This is a genomic window from Leucobacter edaphi (assembly GCF_016522535.1).
Lineage (GTDB): Bacteria > Actinomycetota > Actinomycetes > Actinomycetales > Microbacteriaceae > Leucobacter > Leucobacter edaphi.
In genome coordinates this window covers 154557-176155 of the sequence record NZ_JAEHOI010000005.1, presented here as the reverse complement: position 1 = coordinate 176155, position 21599 = coordinate 154557, and the positions used below count along the sequence as shown (strand labels likewise).

General features: G+C 69.1%; 16 protein-coding genes and 1 tRNA gene. 13 read left to right on the top strand and 4 right to left on the bottom strand.

All coding sequences use genetic code 11. From position 1 onward, the window contains the following. The first annotated feature begins 118 nt into the window (after positions 1–118). From JD292_RS06295 to yiaA, 6 genes are all read left to right on the top strand, one after another. A complete protein-coding gene (locus JD292_RS06295; RefSeq protein WP_200131879.1) occupies positions 119–1603 on the top strand; it encodes a CoA-acylating methylmalonate-semialdehyde dehydrogenase in 1485 nt (494 codons plus the stop codon). 126 nt (positions 1604–1729) lie between these two features. Beyond that, positions 1730–3121 carry an aspartate aminotransferase family protein gene (locus tag JD292_RS06290; RefSeq protein WP_200131878.1) on the top strand — a complete coding sequence of 464 codons (1392 nt, stop codon included), beginning with the start codon at positions 1730–1732 and terminating at the stop codon, positions 3119–3121. Positions 3122–3247: 126 nt separating this feature from the next. After that, positions 3248–3757 carry a MarR family winged helix-turn-helix transcriptional regulator gene (locus JD292_RS06285; protein ID WP_369411170.1) on the top strand — a complete coding sequence of 170 codons (510 nt, stop codon included), beginning with the start codon at positions 3248–3250 and terminating at the stop codon, positions 3755–3757. Between the two features lie 72 nt (positions 3758–3829). Beyond that, positions 3830–5200, top strand: a complete 1371-nt coding sequence (locus JD292_RS06280; protein WP_200131877.1) for an MFS transporter — start codon at positions 3830–3832, stop codon at positions 5198–5200. 52 nt (positions 5201–5252) lie between these two features. Beyond that, entirely contained in the window at positions 5253–6329 is a 1077-nt protein-coding gene (locus JD292_RS06275) for a Dyp-type peroxidase (RefSeq protein WP_233613661.1), read from the top strand. 82 nt (positions 6330–6411) lie between these two features. Continuing rightward, positions 6412–6972, top strand: coding sequence for an inner membrane protein YiaA (gene yiaA, locus JD292_RS06270; RefSeq protein ID WP_233613659.1), 561 nt, complete (start codon positions 6412–6414; stop codon positions 6970–6972). Between the two features lie 159 nt (positions 6973–7131). Here yiaA and JD292_RS06265 read toward each other — a convergent pair whose 3' ends face one another. The 4 genes from JD292_RS06265 to JD292_RS06250 all read right to left on the bottom strand — a co-directional run bounded on the left by JD292_RS06265 (position 7132) and on the right by JD292_RS06250 (position 11223). Continuing rightward, positions 7132–7857, bottom strand: a complete 726-nt coding sequence (locus JD292_RS06265) for a CE1759 family FMN reductase (RefSeq protein WP_200131876.1) — start codon at positions 7855–7857, stop codon at positions 7132–7134. Positions 7858–7905: 48 nt separating this feature from the next. Then, positions 7906–8352, bottom strand: a complete 447-nt coding sequence (locus JD292_RS06260) for a MarR family winged helix-turn-helix transcriptional regulator (RefSeq protein WP_200131875.1) — start codon at positions 8350–8352, stop codon at positions 7906–7908. A 3-nt stretch (positions 8353–8355) separates the two neighbouring features. Further along, positions 8356–9540 carry a CE1758 family FMN-dependent luciferase-like monooxygenase gene (locus JD292_RS06255; protein WP_200131874.1) on the bottom strand — a complete coding sequence of 395 codons (1185 nt, stop codon included), beginning with the start codon at positions 9538–9540 and terminating at the stop codon, positions 8356–8358. Positions 9541–10020: 480 nt separating this feature from the next. Continuing rightward, positions 10021–11223, bottom strand: coding sequence for a pyridoxal phosphate-dependent aminotransferase (locus tag JD292_RS06250; protein WP_200131873.1), 1203 nt, complete (start codon positions 11221–11223; stop codon positions 10021–10023). A 214-nt stretch (positions 11224–11437) separates the two neighbouring features. Between JD292_RS06250 and JD292_RS06245 the strand changes: the two genes are divergently transcribed. From JD292_RS06245 to JD292_RS06215, 7 genes are all read left to right on the top strand, one after another. Next, positions 11438–11510 (top strand) — tRNA-Trp (locus JD292_RS06245). 52 nt (positions 11511–11562) lie between these two features. Beyond that, positions 11563–11838: a preprotein translocase subunit SecE gene (gene secE, locus JD292_RS06240; RefSeq protein ID WP_200131872.1), complete on the top strand. Its 276-nt coding sequence runs from the start codon at positions 11563–11565 to the stop codon at positions 11836–11838. A gap of 94 nt (positions 11839–11932) precedes the next feature. Next, a complete protein-coding gene (nusG, locus tag JD292_RS06235; RefSeq protein ID WP_200131871.1) occupies positions 11933–12748 on the top strand; it encodes a transcription termination/antitermination protein NusG in 816 nt (271 codons plus the stop codon). A 226-nt stretch (positions 12749–12974) separates the two neighbouring features. Beyond that, entirely contained in the window at positions 12975–13403 is a 429-nt protein-coding gene (gene rplK, locus JD292_RS06230) for a 50S ribosomal protein L11 (RefSeq protein ID WP_166321341.1), read from the top strand. An 11-nt stretch (positions 13404–13414) separates the two neighbouring features. Further along, positions 13415–14104 carry a 50S ribosomal protein L1 gene (gene rplA / locus JD292_RS06225; protein WP_200131870.1) on the top strand — a complete coding sequence of 230 codons (690 nt, stop codon included), beginning with the start codon at positions 13415–13417 and terminating at the stop codon, positions 14102–14104. 202 nt (positions 14105–14306) lie between these two features. Beyond that, on the top strand, positions 14307–15446 hold the full coding sequence (locus tag JD292_RS06220; protein ID WP_200131869.1) for a serine/threonine-protein kinase: 1140 nt from the start codon (positions 14307–14309) through the stop codon (positions 15444–15446). 8 nt (positions 15447–15454) lie between these two features. Next, the gene (locus JD292_RS06215; RefSeq protein WP_200131868.1) at positions 15455–21580 is read left to right on the top strand and encodes an Ig-like domain-containing protein; all 6126 of its coding nucleotides are present in this window, start codon (positions 15455–15457) and stop codon (positions 21578–21580) included. Positions 21581–21599: the final 19 nt, after the last annotated feature.

Here is a 21599-nt window from a genome sequence, read left to right as displayed (position 1 = left end):
CGCTGATCCGAATGAGACACTGGGAAACAGCGGGATCTCCGGATCCCGAACACATTGCCCGTTTCGGCGGGCGAGACCACCGAAACACAGCGAATCCACGGAGAAGAGGACGAACCGCATGGCTCTCATCCCCCACATCATCGGCGGCGAGCGCGTCACGGACGCCGAGCGCACCCAGCCGGTCTTCAACCCGGCCACCGGCGAAGAGCAGCACCAGGTCGCGATCGCCTCGGCCGCGACCGTCGAGGAGGCCATCGCCGCGGCGAAGGCTGCCCTGCCCAAGTGGCGGAAGACGAGCCTCACGAAGCGCGCCGACGTGTTCTTCAACCTGCGCCAGCTGCTCAAGCAGCGCACGCCCGAGCTCTCTGCGATCGTCACGAGCGAGCACGGCAAGGTCCTCTCGGACGCTGCAGGCGAGATCGCCCGCGGCCTCGAGAACGTCGAGTTCGCCTCGGGGCTCCTGCACCTCCTGAAGGGTGAGCGCGACGAGCAGGTCTCGACCGGCGTCGACGTCCACTCCGTGAAGCAGCCCGTCGGCGTCGTCGCGGCGATCACCCCGTTCAACTTCCCGGTCATGGTGCCGCTGTGGATGATCGCGAGCGCGATCGCCTGCGGCAACACGGTCGTGCTGAAGCCCTCCGAGCGCGATCCCTCCGCCTCCCTCTTCATCGCGGACCTCTTCCGCGAGGCCGGCCTGCCCGACGGCGTCCTCAACGTCGTCAACGGCGACAAGGTCGCGGTCGACACGCTGCTCGACAGCCCGGACGTCAAGGCGATCTCCTTCGTCGGCTCGACCCCGATCGCGAAGTACATCTACGAGCGCGCCGCGGCCAACGGCAAGCGCGTCCAGGCCCTCGGCGGCGCCAAGAATCACATGATCGTCATGCCCGACGCCGATCTCGACATGTCGGCCGACGCGGCCGTCTCCGCGGCCTACGGCTCGGCGGGCGAGCGCTGCATGGCCGTCTCGGTCGTCGTCGCCGTCGGCGGTGTCGGCGACGCGCTGGTGCAGAAGATCGCCGATCGCATGAAGAACCTCAAGATCGGCGACGGCACGGACCCCAGCTCGGAGATGGGCCCGCTCATCACCAAGGAGGCCAAGGAGCGCGTCGAGTCCTACGTCGCGGGCGCCGAGGCTGAGGGTGCGACGGTCGTCGTCGACGGCCGCGAGGCGGAGTTCGAGGGCAACGGCTTCTTCACCGGGGTCTCGCTCATCGACAACGTCCAGACCGACAGCAAGGTCTACCGCGAGGAGATCTTCGGGCCGGTGCTCGCGATCGTCCGCGTCGACACCTACGACGAGGGCCTGCAGCTCATCAACGATCACCAGTTCGGCAACGGCACCGCGATCTTCACCCGCGACGGCGGCCTCGCCCGCCAGTTCGAGTTCGAGGTCGAGGCGGGCATGGTGGGCATCAACGTGCCGATCCCCGTCCCGGTCGGGTCGTTCTCCTTCGGCGGCTGGAAGGACTCGCTGTTCGGCGACGCCCACATCTACGGCCCCGAGTCGGTGCACTTCTACACGCGCTCGAAGGTCGTCACCACCCGCTGGCCGAACCCGGACCAGTCGAAGGTCGACCTGGGCTTCCCCAGCAACAGCTGATCACGCAGCGGCGGGAGCGGGGACGCTCCCGTCGCGATCGGGTGCAGGGGGCTGCGCGGCGCACACCGTCGCGCGGCCCCTCGCATCTCACACTCAACGCTTCAGAAAAGGATTGGATCGCAGATCATGGCCGATTACATCGATCTCAACGGCGCCGAGCAGGAGTTCGGCGACACGGCGGCGCAGCGCGAGGTGCGCGAGAACGACCGCCAGTACGTCTTCCACTCGTGGTCCGCGCAGGGCCAGATCAACCCGCTGCCGATCGCCAAGGGCGAGGGCGTGCGCATGTGGGACTACGACGGCAACGAGTACCTCGACTTCTCGTCGCAGCTCGTGAACCTCAACCTCGGGCACCAGCACCCGGGCCTCGTGAAGGCGATCCAGGAGCAGGCCGGCCGCCTCGCCACGATCCAGCCCGCACTCGCGAACGACGTCCGCGGCGAGCTCGCGAAGCGCATCGTCGAGCACTCCTTCGAGGGCGCCCGTTCCGTGTTCTTCACGAACGGTGGCGCCGACGCGATCGAGTACGCTGTGCGCCTCGCCCGCCAGTCGACCGGCAAGCGCAAGATCCTCACCCGCTACCGCTCCTACCACGGCTCCACCGGCACCGCGATCACCATGACGGGTGAGCCCCGCCGCTGGGCCAACGACGTCATCGACGGCGAGGTCTGCCACTTCTTCGGCCCCTACGCCTACCGCAGCGCGTTCTGGGCAGAGACCCCCGAGCAGGAGACCGAGCGCGCGCTCAAGCACCTCGAGGAGCAGATCATCCTCGAGGGCGCCTCCACGATCGCGGCCGTCGTGCTCGAGTCCGTCACCGGCACCAACGGCGTCCTCGTCCCGCCGCCCGGCTACCTCGCCGGCGTCCGCGACATCTGCGACCGCCACGGCATCCTCATGATCTGCGACGAGGTCATGGTCGGCTTCGGCCGCACCGGCGAGTGGTTCGCCTACCAGGGCTTCGACGTCACCCCCGACCTCGTGACCTTCGCGAAGGGCGTCAACTCGGGCTACGTGCCGCTCGGCGGCGTCGTGATCAGCGAGAAGATCCACAACGCGTTCGAGGATCGCTCGTTCCCCGGCGGCCTCACCTACTCGGGTCACCCGCTCGCCTGCGCGGCCGGTGTCGCCACCTTCGACATCTTCGAGGAGGAGGGCATCATCGAGCGCGTCCGCGACCTCGGATCGCGCGTCGTCGAGCCCCGCCTGAAGGAGTTCCTCGAGAAGCACCCCTCCGTTGGTGAGTACCGCGGCAAGGGTCTCTTCTGGGCGCTCGAGCTCGTCACCGACCGTGAGACCCGCGAACCGCTCGTGCCGTTCAACGCGAGCGGCGAGGCCGCGGCCCCGTTCAACGCGGTCGTCGCCGCGTGCAAGCAGGCCGGCCTGTGGCCGTTCGCGGCCGGCAACCGCCTGCAGATCGCCCCGCCGCTGATCATCAGCGAGGAAGACCTGATCAAGGGCCTCGACATCATCGACGAGGCGCTCACGGTCGCCGACTCGTATTACACGGGCAAGTAGCGGCGCGTCCGTCGGCGGGCCCCCGGGAACCACGCGTTCCCGGGGGCCCGCTCGCGTGTCCGGGGCGCGCGCAGAACATCGTCAATCTATATAGACAAACTATGTAATCGGGCGTAGAGTGCTCCTGTGCAGAACGAAACAGGGAACGCGGACGCCGAGTCCGTCGCCGTGGTGCAGGGCACCACGCGCTTCGTCCGAATGGCCGGCCTGGCCGTCGGCTCCCACTACTCGTCCGTCGCCTGGCGGACGCTCGCCGCTCTCGACGCCGCGCGCAACGGCGCGCGTGACGCCGGGAGTTCCTCCGCGCCCGGATCCAACGCCCCCGCCGGCCTCCGCGTGAGCGAGATCGCCCGGCTGCAGCGCGTCGCCCAGCCGAGCGCCACGTCGCTCGTGAACCGCCTGGAGGGGGATGGCTGGGTGCGCCGGGACCCGGATCCGGCCGATGGCCGCGCCTCCCTCGTCACGATCACCGACGCCGGCGCCCGCGCACTCGCCGACTACCGCGCCTCCGTGGCCACCCGGCTCAGTCCGATGATCGCCGCGCTCCCGCCCCGGGACCGGTCGGCGCTCGCGCGTGCGGCCGAGCTGCTCGCCGACTTCGCCGAGCAGCTCGAGGGCGGCGCGGCCGTTCCCTAGCCGCGTGACCTCGGCGGAGCCGAGGGCGGAAGCACGGATCAGGAGCACACACAGCAGGAAACAGGAGCAGTCATGGCGGCAACCGTCACCGAAACTCACGCGCGCGAAGCGAGCGCGCACCGCAGCCCGGCGGCGAAGCCGGCATCGATCTTCCGGCAGCCGACAGCGGTCTGGGCGATCGCCTTCGCCTGCGCCGTGTCCTTCATGGGAATCGGCCTCGTCGATCCGATCTTGACCCTGATCAGCCGGGAACTGCGGGCCACGCCGAGCGAGACCATGCTGCTCTTCACGAGCTACCTCTTCATCACCGGCGCGGCCATGTTCTTCACGAACTGGGTCTCGACGAGGATCGGGGTGAAGGCGACGCTGCTCAGCGGCCTCGCTCTCGTCGTGCTGTTCGCCTCGCTCGCCGGAGCCTCGGACTCGGTCGGCGCGGTGATCGGCTTCCGCGCGGGCTGGGGCCTCGGCAATGCGCTCTTCATCTCGACGGCGCTCGCCGCGATCGTCGGCGCCGCCACGGGCGGTTCACGCCAGGCGATCGTGCTCTACGAGGCCGCGCTCGGCGTCGGGCTCGCGGTGGGCCCGCTCGTCGGCGGGGCGCTCGGGAGCGTCTCCTGGCGCGGGCCGTTCTTCGGAACCGCGGTGCTCATGGCGATCGCGCTGATTGCGATCCTGGTCCTGCTCCGCAAGCCCGCCACGGCGGGAGCGGCTGGCGGAACTGCCGAGGGAGCCGCGGCAGCGGCCGGGTCCGCGTCGCAGGCGCCGTCGAAGCCCGCGAAGGCCTCGCTGTTCTCCGGCTTCGCCGCGCTGCGTAATCGCGCGCTGCTCTCGCTCTCGGCCGTCGCGTTCTTCTACAACTTCGGCTTCTTCGTGCTGCTCGCCTACAGCCCGTACCCCATCGAGGCGGCGGCGCACGCGCTCGGCGTGACCTTCGGAGCGCACGAGCTCGGTCTCGTGTTCTTCGGCTGGGGCCTCGCCCTCGCGATCACGTCGGTGCTGGTTGCGCCGGTGCTCACTCGTCGGCTCGGGCTGCGTCCCGTGCTGTTCACGATGCTCGCGGGGATCGCCGTCTGCCTCGTGCTGCTGGGAGTTTTCGTCGACTCGCTTCCGGTGCTCGTCTGGCTGGTCGTGATCAGCGGCCTGCTCCTCGGCGTCATGAACACGGCGCTCACGGAGGCCGTGATGGAGGCGACCGATCTTCCCCGCGGCGTCGCCTCCTCGACGTACTCAGGCGTTCGTTTCATCGGCGGGGCGATCGCCCCGGCGGTCGCGGGTCCGATCGCCGTCGCGTTCGGCGACGGGGTGCCCTACTGGGTCGGGGCCGCCTCGATCCTGGTCTCGATCCTGGTGCTCGCGATCGCGGGCAAGCACCTGGCGCATATCGGACGCCCGCACGAGTCCGCGGAGGAAGAAGCCGGGGCGATTACCGCCGGCGACGCATGAGCAAGGCGAGAATGGCTGGTCGCACCCAATATCTAGTGTTAGTTTTGAGGGTATGCAGCCGGGCGAATCGAGCACGCAAAACGTCGTCGGACCGCTCACGAGCGCGGCCATCTTCCTCGTCGTGAGTGTCCCATCCCTCGCGATGGGCTCCCCGAGGCGCGCGGCCGGCCGCAGGGCCGCGCGGCACGGCGGCTCCGGGCGATCCGACGCCGCTTCGAGCGCCGCGAGCGGATCGACCGCGGGCGGAGGGGGCGGCTCCGCACCCGGCAGGATCCCGCAGGGCGTCGTCGACACTCTCGCGGGAATCGAGGACCTCGTGAAGACGGTCGGATTCCGAAACCCGGGCGCGCGACTGTCCTGCACGGTGGGAATCGGCGCGACCGCGTGGCGGGCGATGCGCGGCGACGATCCGGGTGCAGCCCCCGCCGAGCTGCACCCGTTCAAGGAGTTCGTCGGCGAGGTGCACGCGGCACGGGCGACCCCTGGCGACCTGCTCTTCCACATCCGCGCCGACCGGCAGGATCTCGCCTACGAGTTCGAGCGGCTCCTGCTCGGGGCCCTCGGCACCGATGTGCGCGTCGAGGACGAGGTGAGCGGCTTCCGCTATTTCGACGGCAGGGACCTGCTGGGGTTCGTGGATGGCACCGCGAACCCGGTCGGCCCCGACCTGCCGGTCTCGGCGCTGATCGGCGACGAGGATCCGGGCTTCGCGGGAGGCAGCTACGTCGTCGTGCAGAAGTACCTCCACAATCTCGACGCCTGGGGCGGCCTCACGGTCGAGGACCAGGAGGCCGTGATCGGGCGCACGAAGTCGGACAATGTCGAGCTCCCCGACGCGGAGAGCGGGCAGCGCTCGCACAAGACGCTCGCGACGATCACCGACGCCGAGGGCGTCGAACACGACATCGTCCGCGACAACATGCCGTTCGCGACGCCGGGCAGCGGGATCCACGGCACCTACTTCATCGGGTACTCGCGCAGGCTCACCGTGATCGAGCAGATGCTCGAGCGAATGTTCATCGGCGACCCGCCCGGAAAGTACGATCGCATCCTCGACTTCTCGACGGCCGCGACGGGCAGCACCTATTTCGTTCCGACGGCGGCCATGCTCGCCGGGCTCGGCGGCTGACTTCGCGACGATACGAGCCCTTCCGGGACGGATTGTAACGCATATTCCGCGTTTTGCATTCAGTCCTCCATAGACTCGGCGCATGCTGATCCAGCACGTTGATTCGAGGGAGAACATCATGGAGAACGGCAATTCGGACCTGCGACGCGACCAGTTCGGCAAGCCGACGGCGGCATTCGTCGGGGCCGCATGGGCGGCACTCGCGCTCGCGACGATCGTGTACTTCATCAGCCTCTGGCGCGCCGACATGGATCCCTTCGAGAAGGGCTTCTTCCTGGGCTCCTTCTTCTTCGGCCTCGTCAGCGCGGTCGGCCTGCAGAAGTCGGTCCGCGACCGGCACGAGGGCGTCCCGGTGACCTCCATCTACCTCGGCGTCTCCTGGCTCGGCCTGTTCATCAGCATAGGCATGCTCGCCTGGGGGCTGTGGAACAGCCCGCTCCTGCCGAGCGAGAACGGCCTCTACGGCATGACCTTCGCGATGGCGGTGTTCGCCGTGATCGTCGTGCAGAAGAACGTGCGCGACCTGATCGCCTACAAGGCGCAGCACCCCGAGCTCTTCGGCCCCGACGCCGTGGAGGCGCGCCGGCAGACCGCGCAGCGCGAGGACCATCGCTCCGCGGCCCCGTTCGAGCCGACGCGCTAGGCGCCCCACGCGGCCAGAAGACGCGAACGGCACCGGTCCCGCGAGGGAACCGGTGCCGTTCGCGCTGGTGCGACGGGATCGGGATCCGGCACGATCAGCCGCGCGGATCGCGCCCGATGCGGATCGACACGGCTGCGGCCGGACCGATCCCGCGCAGGATCAGGCGCCGCCCGTTGCGAGCCGCATGAGGTCGGTGTCGAGGTCGATGCCGAGCTCCGTGCCGCCGGCGCTGCCGTAGGAGTGCTGGTAGGAGCCCCAGGCGTCGCCCCGCACCGCGGCGCGGAAGCCGCCGGCGAGCAGCGCGACGAGCTCCGTCGCCGAGCGCTCGATGCGCTTGCCGAACTCGCTGCTGTTCCAGTCGTCGGGGGCGGCGAACAGGCCGGTCGGAACGACGATCGTCCGCAGGTAGGCGAAGAGGCCGCGGAGCTGATCGTCGACCACGAGCGCGTGGCGGGCGCTGCCCGCCGTCGCGGCGAGGACCACCGGGGTCCCGATCAGGAGGTCGTTGTCGAGCACCTGGAAGAACGCGGTGAACAGCCCGCTCGCGCCGGCCTTGTAGACGGGCGTCGAGGCGACGATCGCGTCGGCGTCGCGCATGATGTCGCTCGCCTCCTGCAGCGCCGGGGAGATGTGCTGGGTGACGAGCGCGGTCGTCACGTCCTCGGCGAGCGCGCGCAGATCCACGACGCGCGTCGTGAGGGCGATGCCCTGCTCCGCCGCGATCGTCGTGGCCTTCTCCGCGACGCGACCCGCGAGCATGGTGGTCGTCGAGGGATCGCTCGTGCCCGCGCTCACGAGGGCGAGGGTCATTTCGCGCGGGGCGTCGGCTGTTCCGGATCCGGGGCTCGGTGAGGCGGCGATTTCGCCATCGTATGGTGCGGTCATGATGTCTCCTGGGTGAATCTGATCTGGTGGGCGATCTGCCCGGTGTCGTTAGCGGCCTGCGAGTTTCCCGCAGAGCCTCGCGAGATCCTGCAGTTCATCAGCGGTGAGCGCTCCGCCCACCTCGCGCGCCACGCTCTTCGCGTGGGCGAGGCCGACGCGGCGCTGCAGCGCGGCGCCCGCCTCGGTGAGCGAGATCCGCACCGCCCGACGGTCCTCGGGATCGGGATGCTTGCTGACCAGACCGCGCTGTTCGAGGCGGTCGAGCATGCGCGAGAGCGCCGGCTGGCTGAGCAGCACGCCGCTCTGGACGTCGCAGATCTTGAGCGGGGCATCCGCCTTGGACAGGGTGTAGAGCACGTCGTACTCGCGCATGCTGATGTCGCCCCACATTCCCTCCGCCCCGAAGACGCTCATGAGGGCCGAGTGGGCCGTCATGAGCGCCTCCCAGGCGTGGTTCGCGAGGCGCACATCGGTGCGCTCTCCCGTGGGAACCATGGTCTACAGCCCGAAGGAGGAGCCGCGCTTGGCGGGGGAGTCCTGGTAGGGCGAGCCGCCAGTAACGTTGTCGCCGCGGTTGGCGTTCGGGCGCGGCTGGCGTGGCTCGGCGTCGCCGTACTTGGCCTTGACCAGGCTCTCGTGCGTCGGTGCTTCGGGGACCTCGGGGTCGCGGCCCTTCGCCATCTCCGCGCGCAGGGTCGGGAGAACCTCGCTGCCGAGCAGATCGAGCTGCTCCATGACGGTCTTCGTGGGAAGGCCGGCGTGGTCGATGAGGAACATCTGCCGCTGGTAGTCGCCGAACTTCTCGCGGAAGGTGAGCGTCTTGTCGATGACCTCCTGCGGGCTGCCGACCGTGAGCGGCGTCTGGCTCGTGAAGTCCTCCATGCGTGGGCCGTGGCCGTAGACCGGGGCCTCGTTGAAGTAGGGACGGAATCCGTCGATCGCGTCCTGGGACTTCTTCGCGATGAAGGTCTGGCCGCCGAGCCCGACGATCGCCTGCGCCTGCGTGCCGTGTCCGTAGTGCTCGTAGCGCTCGCGGTAGAACTTGACGAGGCGCATGAAGTGCTCAGACGGCGCGAACAGGTGGTTCGCGAAGAAGCCGTCGCCGTAGTAGGCGGCCTGCTCGGCGATCTCAGGGGTGCGGATCGATCCGTGCCACACGAAGGGGGCCACGTCGTCGAGGGGGCGCGGGGTCGAGGTGAAGCCCTGCAGCGGCGTGCGGAACTTACCCTCGAAGTCCACGACGTCCTCGGTCCAGAGGCGGTGGAGCAGGTTGTAGTTCTCGAGGGCGAGGGGGAGCGCCGTGCGGATGTCCTTGCCGAACCAGGGGTAGACGGGCGCGGTGTTGCCGCGACCCAGCATCAGGTCCATGCGGCCGCCGGCGAGGTGCTGGAGCATCGCGTATTCCTCGGCGATCCGGACCGGATCGTTCGTGGTGATCAGGGTCGTCGAGGTGCTGAGCCGCAGCGTCTTGGTCTTGGCCGCCACGTAGGACAGGAAGGTCGTGGGGCTCGAGGAGAAGAAGGGCGGGTTGTGGTGCTCGCCGATCGCGAAGACGTCGAAGCCGACCTCTTCGGCGTGGACCGCGATCTCCGTGAGCCCGGTGATGCGCTCGGCCTCGCTGGGCGTGACGCCGCTGACCGGGTCGCGGGTGACGTCGCTGACCGAGAAGATGCCGAATTCCATGATGAATGCCTCCGTTATATGCGCTTGCATATAAAGATAACACCGACCCCTCGGATCTATTCCCGGTCTCTTTGCGCGAATTTGGGTCAAATACCGTGACGGTGAAGCTCCATATGGAGCGAATCTAAATAAGTCGGTGCGCACATCTAGACAGAAGCGAAAAGCGAATCTAGCATCGTGATTGTTCATCCGATGATTCGATGGATCGCCACCCCACTGGTGAGCGCGTCGCGGATGGACCTCCACGGGGGTGGTTGGGTTCGGCCCCCGTCTCTGATGGTTCGGCAGAGACGGGGGCCGAGCTAACCCCAGGACCCGCCGCCGTAGTCTCCGCCTCGGTCTCCGGAGCGACCGCCGGTCGAGGGTCTCCGGAGCGACCGCCGGTCGAGCGCGAGAACGCAAAGGGCGTCCACTCCGTGAGGAGTGAACGCCCGTGCAGTGCGCGGGAATCCGGCGCCGAGGCCGGATCCCGGGCCGAGGCTACTCGGAGAGCAGCGCCTGAATGCGGCGGATGCCCTCGACCAGCGGCTCATCGCCGAGCGCGTAGCTGAAGCGCAGGTAACCGGACGGGCCAAAGGCCTCGCCGGGAACCGCGGCGACCTCGGCCTCGGAGAGGATGAGGTCCGCGAGCTCGAGCGACGTGGTCGGGGTGACGCCGCGGTACGTCTTGCCGAGTGCGCCAGCGACGTCGACGTAGGCGTAGAACGCGCCCTCGGGAACGGGGCACTCGAAGCCGGGAACCTTGTTGAGCTCCTCGACGATCAGGCGGCGGCGGCGGTCGAACGCGAGACGCATCTCCTCGACCGGCTCCTGCGGGCCCGTGAGGGCCGCGATCGTGGCGCGCTGCGCGATGTTGTTGATGTTCGAGCTGAGGTGCGACTGCAGGTTGGCTGCGCCCTTGATGATGTCGGCGGGGCCGACCATCCAGCCCACGCGCCAGCCCGTCATTGCGTAGGTCTTGGCGACGCCGTTCACGAGGATCGTGCGATCCTGCAGCTCGGGGACGGCCTCGACGATCGAGGTGGCGCGAACGCCGTCGTAGGTGAGGTTCTGGTAGATCTCGTCCGAGATGACCCACAGGCCGTTCGCCGCGGCCCACTCGCCGATCGCCTTGGTCTCCTCGGGGGAGTAGACGGCGCCGGTGGGGTTCGAGGGGGAGACGAAGAGGAGGACCTTCGTGCGATCGGTGCGCGCGGCCTCGAGCTGCTCGACGGTGACCTTGTAGCCCTGATCGGCGCCGGCAAAGACCTCGACGGGCACGCCGTCGGCGAGCTGGATCGCCTCGGGGTAGGTGGTCCAATACGGGGTGGGCACAATGACCTCGTCGCCCGGGTCGAGGAGCACCTGGAAGGACTGGTAGACGGCCTGCTTGCCGCCGTTGGTGACGATGACCTGCGAGGGCGAGACCGCCCAGCCGGAATCACGCGCGGTCTTCGCGGCGATCGCCTCGCGGAGCTCGGGCAGGCCGACGGCCGCGGTGTAGCGGAAGTTCTTGGGGTCGTCGAGCGCGACGCGAGCGGCGTCGACGATGTGCGCGGGGGTGGCGAAATCGGGCTCGCCTGCCGCGTAACTGATCACGGGCCGACCCTCGGCCTGGAGGGCCTTCGCCTTGGCGTCGACCTTGAGGGTCGCGGACTCTGCGATGGCGGCAATCTTCTTCGAAAGACGGGAGTTGTTGGTCACACGTCGATCCTAGCCTCGCGCGCATGTCCGCGTCGCGATCCCCTCGCAGACGGTGAGGGGATTCGGAGGCGCGGCCGTCGCGCACTGGTTCGACAACCCGCCCGGGATCGCGTACAGTAGTGCGAGGTAGTTGACATCTGCCAGAATTTCCCATGCCTGAAGGCCCCACGTTGGGTCGGCTGAGCGGCGAAGTTCAACCCGATGGGAACTCCATAGGGCGGTGGCGCAATTGGTAGCGCAGCGGTCTCCAAAACCGCAGGTTGCAGGTTCGAGTCCTGTCCGCCCTGCCGATCTCCCCCGGTGTCAGGCACCGGGGGAGACAATCGAAAGGACAGCCGAGTGAGCAGCAGTGAAGTCGAGGAGAGCGGCGGCGGCCTGGTCGAGCGCGCCAAGGCGGATCGCGCCGCAAAGCGGAACTGGTTCAGCCGGATCGTGCTCTTCATCCAGCAGGTCATCGCCGAGCTGAAGAAGGTCGTCACACCGACCCGCAAGGAGCTCATCAACTTCACGATCGTGGTGATCGCGTTCGTCCTCATCATGATGGCGCTCGTGTGGGCACTCGATCAGGTGTTTGGCTTCGTCACGATCTTCATCTTCGGAACGCCACTCCAGTAGGCACCTCCGCACGACCCCGGCGAACGGGGTGGCGGAGCCCGGCAGCAGCCCGGAGCGCACCCCACTTCGAACCCCGAGCAAGGAAAGCAGCAACATGACGACCGAGAACCAGAACACTCCCGAGGCCGATCTCGACGCGGCCCTCGACGCGCTGGTGCAGTCGGTCGACCCGGTTGCCGATGCCGCCGTCGAGGACGCGCTCGATATCGACACCGCCGAGGAGGCCGATGCCGCAGCGGCGGCGATCTCCGACGCGGAGACCGAGGACGGCGAGGCAGACGCTGCCGAGTCCGCCGAGGATCCCTACAAGGCCTTCAAGAAGGATCTGCGTCGCCGCCCGGGCAAGTGGTTCGTGATCCACACCTACGCCGGCTACGAGCGCAAGGTGAAGTCGAACCTGTGGAACCGTCGAGAGACGATGGGCGCGGTCGACGACATCTACGAGATCCAGGTCCCCATGGAAGAGGTCATGGAGGTCAAGAACGGCCAGCGCAAGATGGTGACCCGCGTGCGGATCCCCGGCTACGTGCTCGTCCGCATGAACCTCACCGAGACCACCTGGTCGGTCGTGCGTCACACCCCGGGTGTCACGGGCTTCGTTGGCAACGCCCACAACCCGGTCCCGCTCCGGATCAACGAGGCGTTCGAGATGCTGAAGAGCACGGTCGAGCTCGAGCCGGCCGCGACCGCCAAGGGCAAGGCCGCCGCGAACGCTGCGGCGCAGGGCAACGTCGAGATCGACTTCGAGGTCGGCGAGACGATCACGATCAAGTCGGGATCCTTCGAGGGCCTCCCCGGCACGATCAGCGAGATCAACCCTGCCGCTGGCAAGCTCACCGTCCTCGTCTCGCTGTTCGAGCGCGAGACCCCGGTCGAGCTCGGCTTCGATCAGGTCACCAAGATGGTCTAGATCCCGCGCGGATCTGCGACGAAGGGCCCCGCCGAGTGCGGGGCCCTTCGTGTTTCCGGGGAGACGCTGCCGGTGCGCCTCCGGGTGCGGATTCTCGCGGAATCGGGTATGATTGTGTGGTTTGCGCCTGGCTTCGCCGTGCGCAAATCATCACCGCGTTCCGGATCGGCCGGATCTGCGGGAGAACGCGCGCATCCGCGCGGGTTCGAAGCGAAAGGAAACAATCATGGCAAAGGCCAAGAAGGTTACCGGTCTGATCAAGCTTCAGATCGCAGCCGGCGCCGCCAACCCGGCACCCCCCGTGGGTCCCGCGCTGGGTCAGCACGGCGTCAACATCATGGAATTCTGCAAGGCCTACAACGCGGCCACGGAGTCCCAGCGCGGCAACATCGTCCCGGTGGAGATCACCGTGTACGAGGATCGCTCGTTCGACTTCATCCTGAAGACCCCGCCGGCCGCCGAGCTCCTCAAGAAGGCTGCTGGCGTGCAGAAGGGCTCCGGCACCCCGCACACCGTCAAGGTTGCGAAGGTCACCGCCGAGCAGGTTCGCCAGATCGCCGAGCAGAAGCAGGCCGATCTGAACGCGAACGACATCGACGCTGCGTCGAAGATCATCGCGGGCACCGCTCGCTCCATGGGCATCACGGTCGAGTAAGGGCAACGGATATGGCACAGAAGTCGAAGGCGTACCGCGCCGCTGCCGAGAAGATTCAGGCAGACAAGTTCTACACTCCCGCCGAGGCTGTCGCCCTGGCGAAGGAGACCGGTTCCACCAAGACCGACTCGACCGTCGAGGTCGCCGTCAAGCTCGGTGTGGACCCCCGCAAGGCTGACCAGATGGTGCGCGGCACCGTCAGCCTCCCCCACGGCACGGGCAAGACCGCCCGCGTCATCGTGTTCGCGGTCGGCCCCGCGGCTGAGGCGGCTCTCGCCGCCGGCGCCGACGAGGTCGGTGGCGACGAGCTGATCGAGAAGGTGGCCGCCGGCTACACCGACTTCGATTCGGCTGTCTCGACCCCCGAGCTCATGGGCAAGGTCGGTCGTCTCGGTAAGGTGCTCGGCCCGCGCGGCCTCATGCCGAACCCGAAGACCGGCACGGTGACCCCGGACCCGGCTAAGGCCGTGACCGAGATCAAGGGCGGCAAGATCGAGTTCCGCGTCGACAAGCACGCCAACGTGCACTTCATCGTCGGTAAGGCCTCCTTCACCGCCGAGCAGCTCGCCGACAACATCACCTCGGTGCTCGACGAGATCTCGCGTCTGAAGCCGTCGTCGGCCAAGGGCAAGTACGTGCAGAAGGGCGCCGTTTCGACGACCTTCGGCCCGGGCATCCCGCTCGACGTCTCCGGCCTGTAAGCAGTCCGGATCGTCGGGGCGAGTTCCCCGCAGTGAACGGCCCCCGCTCCCTCAGTGGAGCGGGGGCCGTTCTCGGTGTGGCGGTGGGGCAACCGCTCCCAGGATCACGTTTCGGCCCCGGGGTCCTGGCCGCATATCATGGGTGGTATGCGTCCCCAGCCCGTGCAGCGCCCCCGAGCGGGATCCCGCTCTCGTCAGTGCAATGGCTGAGCGGGCGGCGCCTCCGAGGCCCGTGATCCCGGGCTTCACCTATGTGCGCCCTCTGGGACGCGGCGGATTCGCCCAGGTGCATCTGTATGAACAGGACATGCCGCGCCGTGTCGTCGCCGTGAAGGTGTTGAGCGGCGAGGCGATCGGACCCGATGAGGCCGAACTGCGCGCCGTGTTCGAGCGCGAGGCGGACGTCATGGCGCGACTGAGCAGCCACCCGTCGATCGTGTCGATCCATCAGGCGAGCATCTCGCTCGACGGGCACCCCTACATCGCGATGGAGTTCTGCCCGGCCTCGATGGGCGCGCTCACGAAGGGTCGGCCGGCCGCGCTCCGCGACGTTCTCGACGCCGGTGTGCGCATGGCGGGGGCGCTCGAGACCGCGCACCGCGCCGGTGTGCTGCACCGCGACATCAAACCCTCGAACGTCCTCCTCACGACGCTCGGCCGCCCGGCGCTCGCGGACTTCGGCATCGCTCAGGTGGTGAACCACCCTGATCACGTCGACGACGAGGTCGCCATGTCGATCCCGTGGTCGGCCCCCGAGGTGGTCCGGCTGCAGAGCACCGGCAGCACCGCGAGCGAGGTGTGGTCGCTCGGCGCCACGCTCTACTCCTTCGCCGCGGGCCAGGCGCCCTTTGAAATGCCTGATCGCACCCAGAACACGCGGTCGAAGCTGATCGAACGCATTGTGAAGGCCCCGTACCGCCCGATCCCCGGCGTCGAAGGCTACGAGGCGTTCGACCAGCTCCTCACGCGCGCGCTCCGCAAGGATCCTGCCGAGCGATTCACCTCGATGTCGGAGTTCGGGGAGGCGCTGCAGGGGCTGCAGCGGTACTACGGCTACGACGTGACCCCGCTCGAGATCGTCGCTGAGGCCTGGCTGCCGCGGGCAGAGACCCTGCCGGTCGGGACCCGCGGACCCGTCATGAGCGCGGTGCCCGGCCGGGTATCGCGCTCGGAAGCCAGGGCGGCGATGCTGGCCGACCGCAACGGCACCGACAGCGACGGCGTGCTGTTGGACCGCCCCACTTCGCCCATGAAGGCAGGCATCATCGGCGCGGGATCCGCGATCGCGATCCTCGGCGGGATCGGCCTCCTGATCTGGGCGCTTGTCGGAGGGGGAGGATGAGCGCGGGTATGCCGCCCTCACCAGGACCGGGAGCAGCCGCGCCGCGAGGAGCGGCCTGGAAGGCGAAGCAGCGGAAGCCGCGCGGGCAGGGACGCCCCGCGCCGCGCACGCGTGCGGAGGCCGAGCGCACCCGCAACATCAGGCTGTGGATGGCCGGAGCGGTCGCCTTCGCGCTCGTTGCAACGATCGCGGTCGTGGCGAACGGGTACGACGCGCGCGAGACGCCCCGCGTCGAGCCGGGGGTCTGGGTCGCGCGCGACGCCGGCCAGTACGCGCGCGTGAACACGGACACGGGCGAGCTCGACCTCGTCCGCAAGGTGTCCGAGCCGTCCGGCGTCATGCAGGCCGGGGACAGCACGCTCGTGCTGAGCCACGGCAACGGGCGTGCCTGGCCCGTCGACGACGCGAACCCCGTCGACCTCAACGACCACGATCGGTCCGGCGCGGACAACGCGCAGACCGCCTCGAATCCCGGCGGCGCCGCGCAGCAGCAGGGCGCGGGCGGGCCCGGATCGGGCGCAGGCACCGAGTCCGACGCGAACGCCGAGGACAACGCGGCCGTGAGCATGCCCGAGGGCACCAGGGACGTGACCTCCGTCGGGCGCTACGTCGCGGTCCGCACCGAGTCCGGCGCGGTTTACGCCGGTTCGCTCACCCGCGACGCCGAGAACGAGCTCCCCGCGCGGGCCACCCCGGCGGAGATCGCACGGAATCTGCAGTCGCTCTCGCCGATCGACCCGATCGCGGCAGCGAACGCCGAGAAAAAGCCCGAGAAGGGCGCCGAGGAAGGAACGGACTACAAGGCCGACGCCGTCTCCGTTTCGGCCGATGGCGTCGTCGCCATGTACTCGGCCACGGAGAAGGCCGTGCACCGCTTCGACCTCGCGAAGGGCGAGTTCATCAACGGCGGGGAGGCGGTTTCGGGCCGGGCGGCCGACCCCCAACTCACCCTCGTGGGGAACGAGTGGGCCCTGCTCGACACGAGGGACGGCAGGCTCTGGCGGCAGGGCGCCGACGAATCGAAGCTCACCGCCGGAGCCTCCGTGCGCCTGCAGGCCCCGAGCTCGAAGCCGGGAGCCGATGTCCTCGTCGCCGACGAGAACGGGCTGTGGAGCGTCCCCAAGGGCGGGACGCCGAAGCGGATCGCCGAGGCGAACGGGATTCCCGCGAAACCGGCCGAGGTGAAGGGCACGCTGTACGCAGCCTGGCTCGGCCCGTCGAGCGGCAGCCTGTGGACGGGCGAGGGCGAGCCCGTGCGGCTCTCCTTCGACGAGTCCGTGCAGACGGGCGGCGACTGGGAGCCCTTCATCCGTTCCAACGGCGAGCGCGGGGTGCTCAGCGAGGAACGCTCCGGAATGCTGTGGACGCTGCCCGAGGGCAAGATGATCCCCGTCTCGCAGTGGAGCATCTCCGATCCGCCGAAGGAGAACCGCGGCAAGGTCGTCGTCGACGAGGTCACCGAGCAGCTCCCTCCCACCGCGGTTCCCGACGACTTCGGCGTGCGCGCGGGAACGCCGACCCCGCTGCCCGTGCTCCTCAACGACTTCGATCCCAACACGAACGACGTGCTCACGATCGTTCCGGAATCACTCGGCAACGGTGGTCTGCCGAAGAGTTTCGGAACCCTCCAGATCTCACCGGACGGGCAGACGCTCATGCTGTCCCCCGCAGCGGACGCGCGCGGGACGGCCTCCTTCTCGTATCGGATCACCGACGGATCGCTGCAGTCCCAGCCCGCGAAGGTGACCCTCAGAGTCGTGCCGGAGGAGAAGAACACCGCCCCGCAGTGGTGCCCGGTCGAGGGCTGCCAGCGGACGTGGGGCGTCCCGGCGATCGTGCCGGGCGGAACGCTCGTCGCCCCGATCCTCGAGGGGTGGGTCGATCCCGACGGTGACGTCATGACTCTCGTCTCGGCGCGCCCGCTGCGCGCCGACGATCCCGTGCGCGCGATCGTCACGGCCGACGGCAGGCTCGCCCTCCGGCACCTCGACCCCAACGCCGGTGCGTCCGATGTGATGCTCGACATCGTCGTGAGCGACAGCCGGGGCGCGGAGCAGCACAGGGAACTCCAGGTCAAGGTGCAACCCGACGCGGTGGCGAAGTTCACCAACTCCGCGGCGACCGTCTCGACGGGCCGCGCGCTCGTGGTGAACCCGCTCGAGCGGGTGGCCGGCGGCTCCGGATCCTTCGCCCTGCTCGATGCCGCGGTGCAGTCGGGCGCGGCCACCGTCAAGACGAACACCAGCAACGGCACGATCACACTCACCGCGAAGGACGCCGGCGTCTCCACCGTGTCCGTGTCGGTCAAGGACACCGTGACCGGGGGAGAGATCACCGGCTCGATCAAGGTCACCGCGATCTCGACGCCGTCGTCGCTCGTGCTGCCCCCGCTGCGCGCGTTCGTTCGCCCGCTCGCGGACTCCACGGTCGAGGTCCTCAACGCGCTGCCGGGCGCCTCGGCCCGCGCCCTCAGCGTCGTCGGCGCCGAGGTGACCGACGGCAACCTGAGCGCCGACATCATCGACTACTCGATGGTGCGCGTCGCCGGCGCCACGAAGACCGGCGCACCGGGGCGGATCGGCTCGGTCAACCTCACCGTCTCCGAGGACGGGCGCAAGGGCAACGGCACGCTCACCGTGTTCCAGGTCCCGGAGAACTCCGCCTCCGGGGCGATCGCCGTCGCGGATCACGCCACGGTTCGCGCCGGTCAGGTCGTCGATATCCGCGTGCTCGACAACGACGTGGCCGCTCCAGGCGAGCGCCTCATGCTGCGGCCAGAGGTCGTCGGCTCCGGGGCGAAGGGCGAACTCGCCTTCGCGAGCGGCAGCACGCTGCGCTACCTCGCCCCGCAGAAGGCCGGAACCTATCGGATCCAGTACACGGCCTACGGCGCCAGCGCGCCCCAGCAGAGCGACGTCGGCAGCGTGCTCGTCACGGTCGTGCCCAAGGGCGCCAACCGGGCCCCGAACCCCACACCGCTCACCGCGCGCGTCGCGCCCGGCGGGGATACGAGCCTGCAGGTGCCGCTGTCCGGTGTCGACCCAGACGGCGACCGCGTGCGTCTCATCGGGGTGTCCGCCTCGGACGATCCGCAGGTCACGGCAAATATCGCCAGCACCGGATCCGCCATCGAGGTGGCCGCATCCGAGACCGCGAAGGCCGGCGTGCGCTCCCTCAAATACGAGGTGAGAGATGCCGGCGGCGGGACCGCGGAGGGCGCCCTCCGCGTCATCGTCACCGACGGCACCGACACGGGCCAGCCCCCGATCGCGCTCACCGACAGCGTCCGGCTCGTTCCCGGCGGCTCTCCTGCCGTCGTGAAACCGCTCGACAACGACCTCGATCCGTCGCGGGGCAAACTCTCGATCCAGAGCGTCGTCCCCAATGTGCCCGGCGGCAAGGGCAGCCCCGAGTACGAGCGGCTCGCCAAGCGCATCGACGCGAGCGCCATGAAGGAGGGGCGCGTGCTCGTGAGCCCCGCGAGCGCCCCCGGAATCGTCTCCTACAAGTACAAGGTGCGCTCCGACAAATCGAAGAGCACGGCGGAAGGCCTGATCGTCGTGCAGACCTCGGCGAGAGTCGGCACGCAGGCGCCGTCCGTCTCCGACACGGTGCTCAACGTGCGGGACCGGGCGCTCCTGTCGAGCGAGGGCGTCGACGTGCTCACCGGAAAGGTGCGCTGGGCCACAGGCGACCCGTCGAAACTCAAGCTCAGCGTGTGGAAGGGCAACCGCGGGGAGTACCGCGTCGAGGGCAACCGCATCCTCGGCACGTACAACCCCGAGGGCGACCTCGTCGTGTTCAACGTGTCCGGCGTGGACTCCTCGGGCGAAAAGGTGTCGAGCTACGGGTTCCTCCAGATCCCGCCGCTCGACGAGCTCCGCATCACCCTCAAGCCCGGCATCGCGCCGCTGAAGGTCGACGAGGACAAGAGCGTCGAGGCGAACATCGCGAGCCTCGTCGACGTCGGCCCCGAGGACAGCGTCGAGCTCGGCTCGGGCCCGTTCTCCGTGAGCCGCGCCAACGCTCGCTGCGACGCCGCGGGCGCAACGACGCTACGCTACGCCGCGGGCAAGGACGCGCCGTGGGTGGACACGTGCCAGATGGAGGTCAGGCTGAATGGCCAGAAGGCCTGGACCGCACTCGCCGTCCCCGTCGCGATCACGCCGAAGGATCCGGTCGCTGAGCTGCGGCCGATCACCCGGACCGTGTCGCCAGGCACCACCGAGACGGTCAACCTCACCGAGATGGTCGAGTGGCCAGGCGGACGCCAGGGCGACCCGTCGAAGCTGCGCTTCTCCGTCTCGGGCGGCGGCTCCCAGTTCCAGATCGCGGCGAGCGGTTCGACGGCCCAGGTGTCGGCGGCGGCGAACGCGACGCCGGGATCCCAGCAGGTCGTCTCCGTGAACGTGAGCGGTGCAGGGACCTCGAGCTCCACGCTGACGCTCCGGGTCGGCCCCGCGGCGAGCGAATTGCCGCGCGGCGGCACCGTCTCGCTGCGCTGCACCGTCGGCTCCGCGTGCAGCACCAAGGTGATCGGCGTCCCTGGCGAATTCGACCCCTACGCCGGGAAGCAGGGCGCCGGGCTCCACCTCGTGTCGGTGCAGGCCGGAAGCTGCGCGGTCGGCACGTTCTCCGCGGGCGGCGACACGGTCTCGGTCGGGTGGCAGGGCGGCCGCGTCACGGGCGGCACCTGCACGGCAAGCTTCACCGTGAAGGACGCGCAGGGCCGCACGGGCACCGGCTCGATCGAGCTCGACGCGCAGGGCCGACCCGACGCCCCGACGAGCATCACCCAGACCGCCTACTCAGACTCCTCGGCAACCTTCGCCGTGACCCTCGGCGGCCAGGCGCACCCCGCGGTGTCGTCGGTCGTGCTCTCCGGCGCCGGATCCACGAGCTGCTCCGCGAGCGGCCCCTCCTCGTACCAGTGCGTGGCAACGGGGCTCCGCAACGGTGAGAAACACCAGTTCTCGGCGCGCGCCGTGAACGCCGTCGGGGAATCGGCCCCGTCGAACTCGGTGACCGCGTGGGCGTACAAGGCCCCCGAAACGCCCACAGTGTCGGCTGAACCGGTCAAGGACCGTTCGAACACCGACCAGGGGCACGGCGCCATCAAGGTCACCGTGAAGGGCTCGAGCGATACCCGCGAGTTCCGGATCTCCATCGGCGGGACCAATCACGGCACGCTCGCCGGCCCGAGCGGGAACCGCGAGTACTCGGGAATCGGCGCGGGCGCGACGACCGTCACCGCCGTCCCCGTGACCTCGTTCGACGTGCCCTCCATCGGCACCGGCTCATCGACGGGCTCCGAGGGATCGACGAGCGTGACCGTGATCGGGGCGCCGAGAATGTCGGGTGCGTCGATCGTGAGCACCGGAGACACCTCGGCCAAGATCGACGCGTCCGCGTCGGCGCACGCCGGCGAATCGATCACCATGAGCTACGCGATGAAGCAGGGCGGCGGCGCCGACTGCACGCGAGGGGGCGACTCAGATCCGAAGTTCGAGAACCTGACCTGGCGGAAATCCTACGGTGGCGCGGCCTGCGCGCGGAGCGATTACGGTGTCACAATGGCAACGACAGACACGATCCGGATCGGCACGGTGCCCGGCGCGCTCACCGCGAACTACAGCATCAACAAGACTCCCGCTCCCGGTGGCAGCAGCGCGAACTACAAGGTCGCGGGCGGTCTGACCGCGGTCGGCAAGACGGGCGGCACGAAGCTCGAGTGGGCCGTGAACGGCGCGAAGGTCGGGAGCAACGCGCCCAGCGTCGACGACTACGACAGCATCAACACCTACACGGTGCGGCAGTGCGTCGACCCCAGCGACGAGGGAACCTGCTCGCCATGGGCCACGGCCACGTCGAGCGGCGCCCCGGCCCCCGCGAGGGTCGACGTCAATGGTGACGCGTGCTGGGACGACAAGGCTCCGCCCGCGAACGCGATCGAGCTGTTCACGGTCTCCAACGCGGCAGCTCCGTACGCCAGGGCGGCGGCAGTGGGCCCGGGAGCGAACGGGAAGATCACGATCGAGGTCAGCTGGGTCGAGGCTTTCAAGGACCTGCAGCCCGCCACCTTCAGCGTCTGCTTCAAACCGAAGGCCGCGGACCCGCCGCCCCCGACGCCCTAGGCGCCGATCGCCCGATCCC

Coding starts and splice junctions, on each gene's coding strand:
- JD292_RS06260 (WP_200131875.1), bottom strand. CDS start 8,352: ATGGTTCCCACGGGAGAGCGCACCGATGTGCGCCTCGCGAACCACGCC.
- JD292_RS06295 (WP_200131879.1), top strand. CDS start 119: ATGGCTCTCATCCCCCACATCATCGGCGGCGAGCGCGTCACGGACGCC.
- rplA (WP_200131870.1), top strand. CDS start 13,415: ATGGCACAGAAGTCGAAGGCGTACCGCGCCGCTGCCGAGAAGATTCAG.
- JD292_RS06280 (WP_200131877.1), top strand. CDS start 3,830: ATGGCGGCAACCGTCACCGAAACTCACGCGCGCGAAGCGAGCGCGCAC.
- JD292_RS06215 (WP_200131868.1), top strand. CDS start 15,455: ATGCCGCCCTCACCAGGACCGGGAGCAGCCGCGCCGCGAGGAGCGGCC.
- JD292_RS06275 (WP_233613661.1), top strand. CDS start 5,253: ATGCAGCCGGGCGAATCGAGCACGCAAAACGTCGTCGGACCGCTCACG.
- rplK (WP_166321341.1), top strand. CDS start 12,975: ATGGCAAAGGCCAAGAAGGTTACCGGTCTGATCAAGCTTCAGATCGCA.
- nusG (WP_200131871.1), top strand. CDS start 11,933: ATGACGACCGAGAACCAGAACACTCCCGAGGCCGATCTCGACGCGGCC.
- JD292_RS06265 (WP_200131876.1), bottom strand. CDS start 7,857: ATGACCGCACCATACGATGGCGAAATCGCCGCCTCACCGAGCCCCGGA.
- JD292_RS06220 (WP_200131869.1), top strand. CDS start 14,307: ATGGCTGAGCGGGCGGCGCCTCCGAGGCCCGTGATCCCGGGCTTCACC.
- JD292_RS06290 (WP_200131878.1), top strand. CDS start 1,730: ATGGCCGATTACATCGATCTCAACGGCGCCGAGCAGGAGTTCGGCGAC.
- JD292_RS06255 (WP_200131874.1), bottom strand. CDS start 9,540: ATGGAATTCGGCATCTTCTCGGTCAGCGACGTCACCCGCGACCCGGTC.
- yiaA (WP_233613659.1), top strand. CDS start 6,412: ATGCTGATCCAGCACGTTGATTCGAGGGAGAACATCATGGAGAACGGC.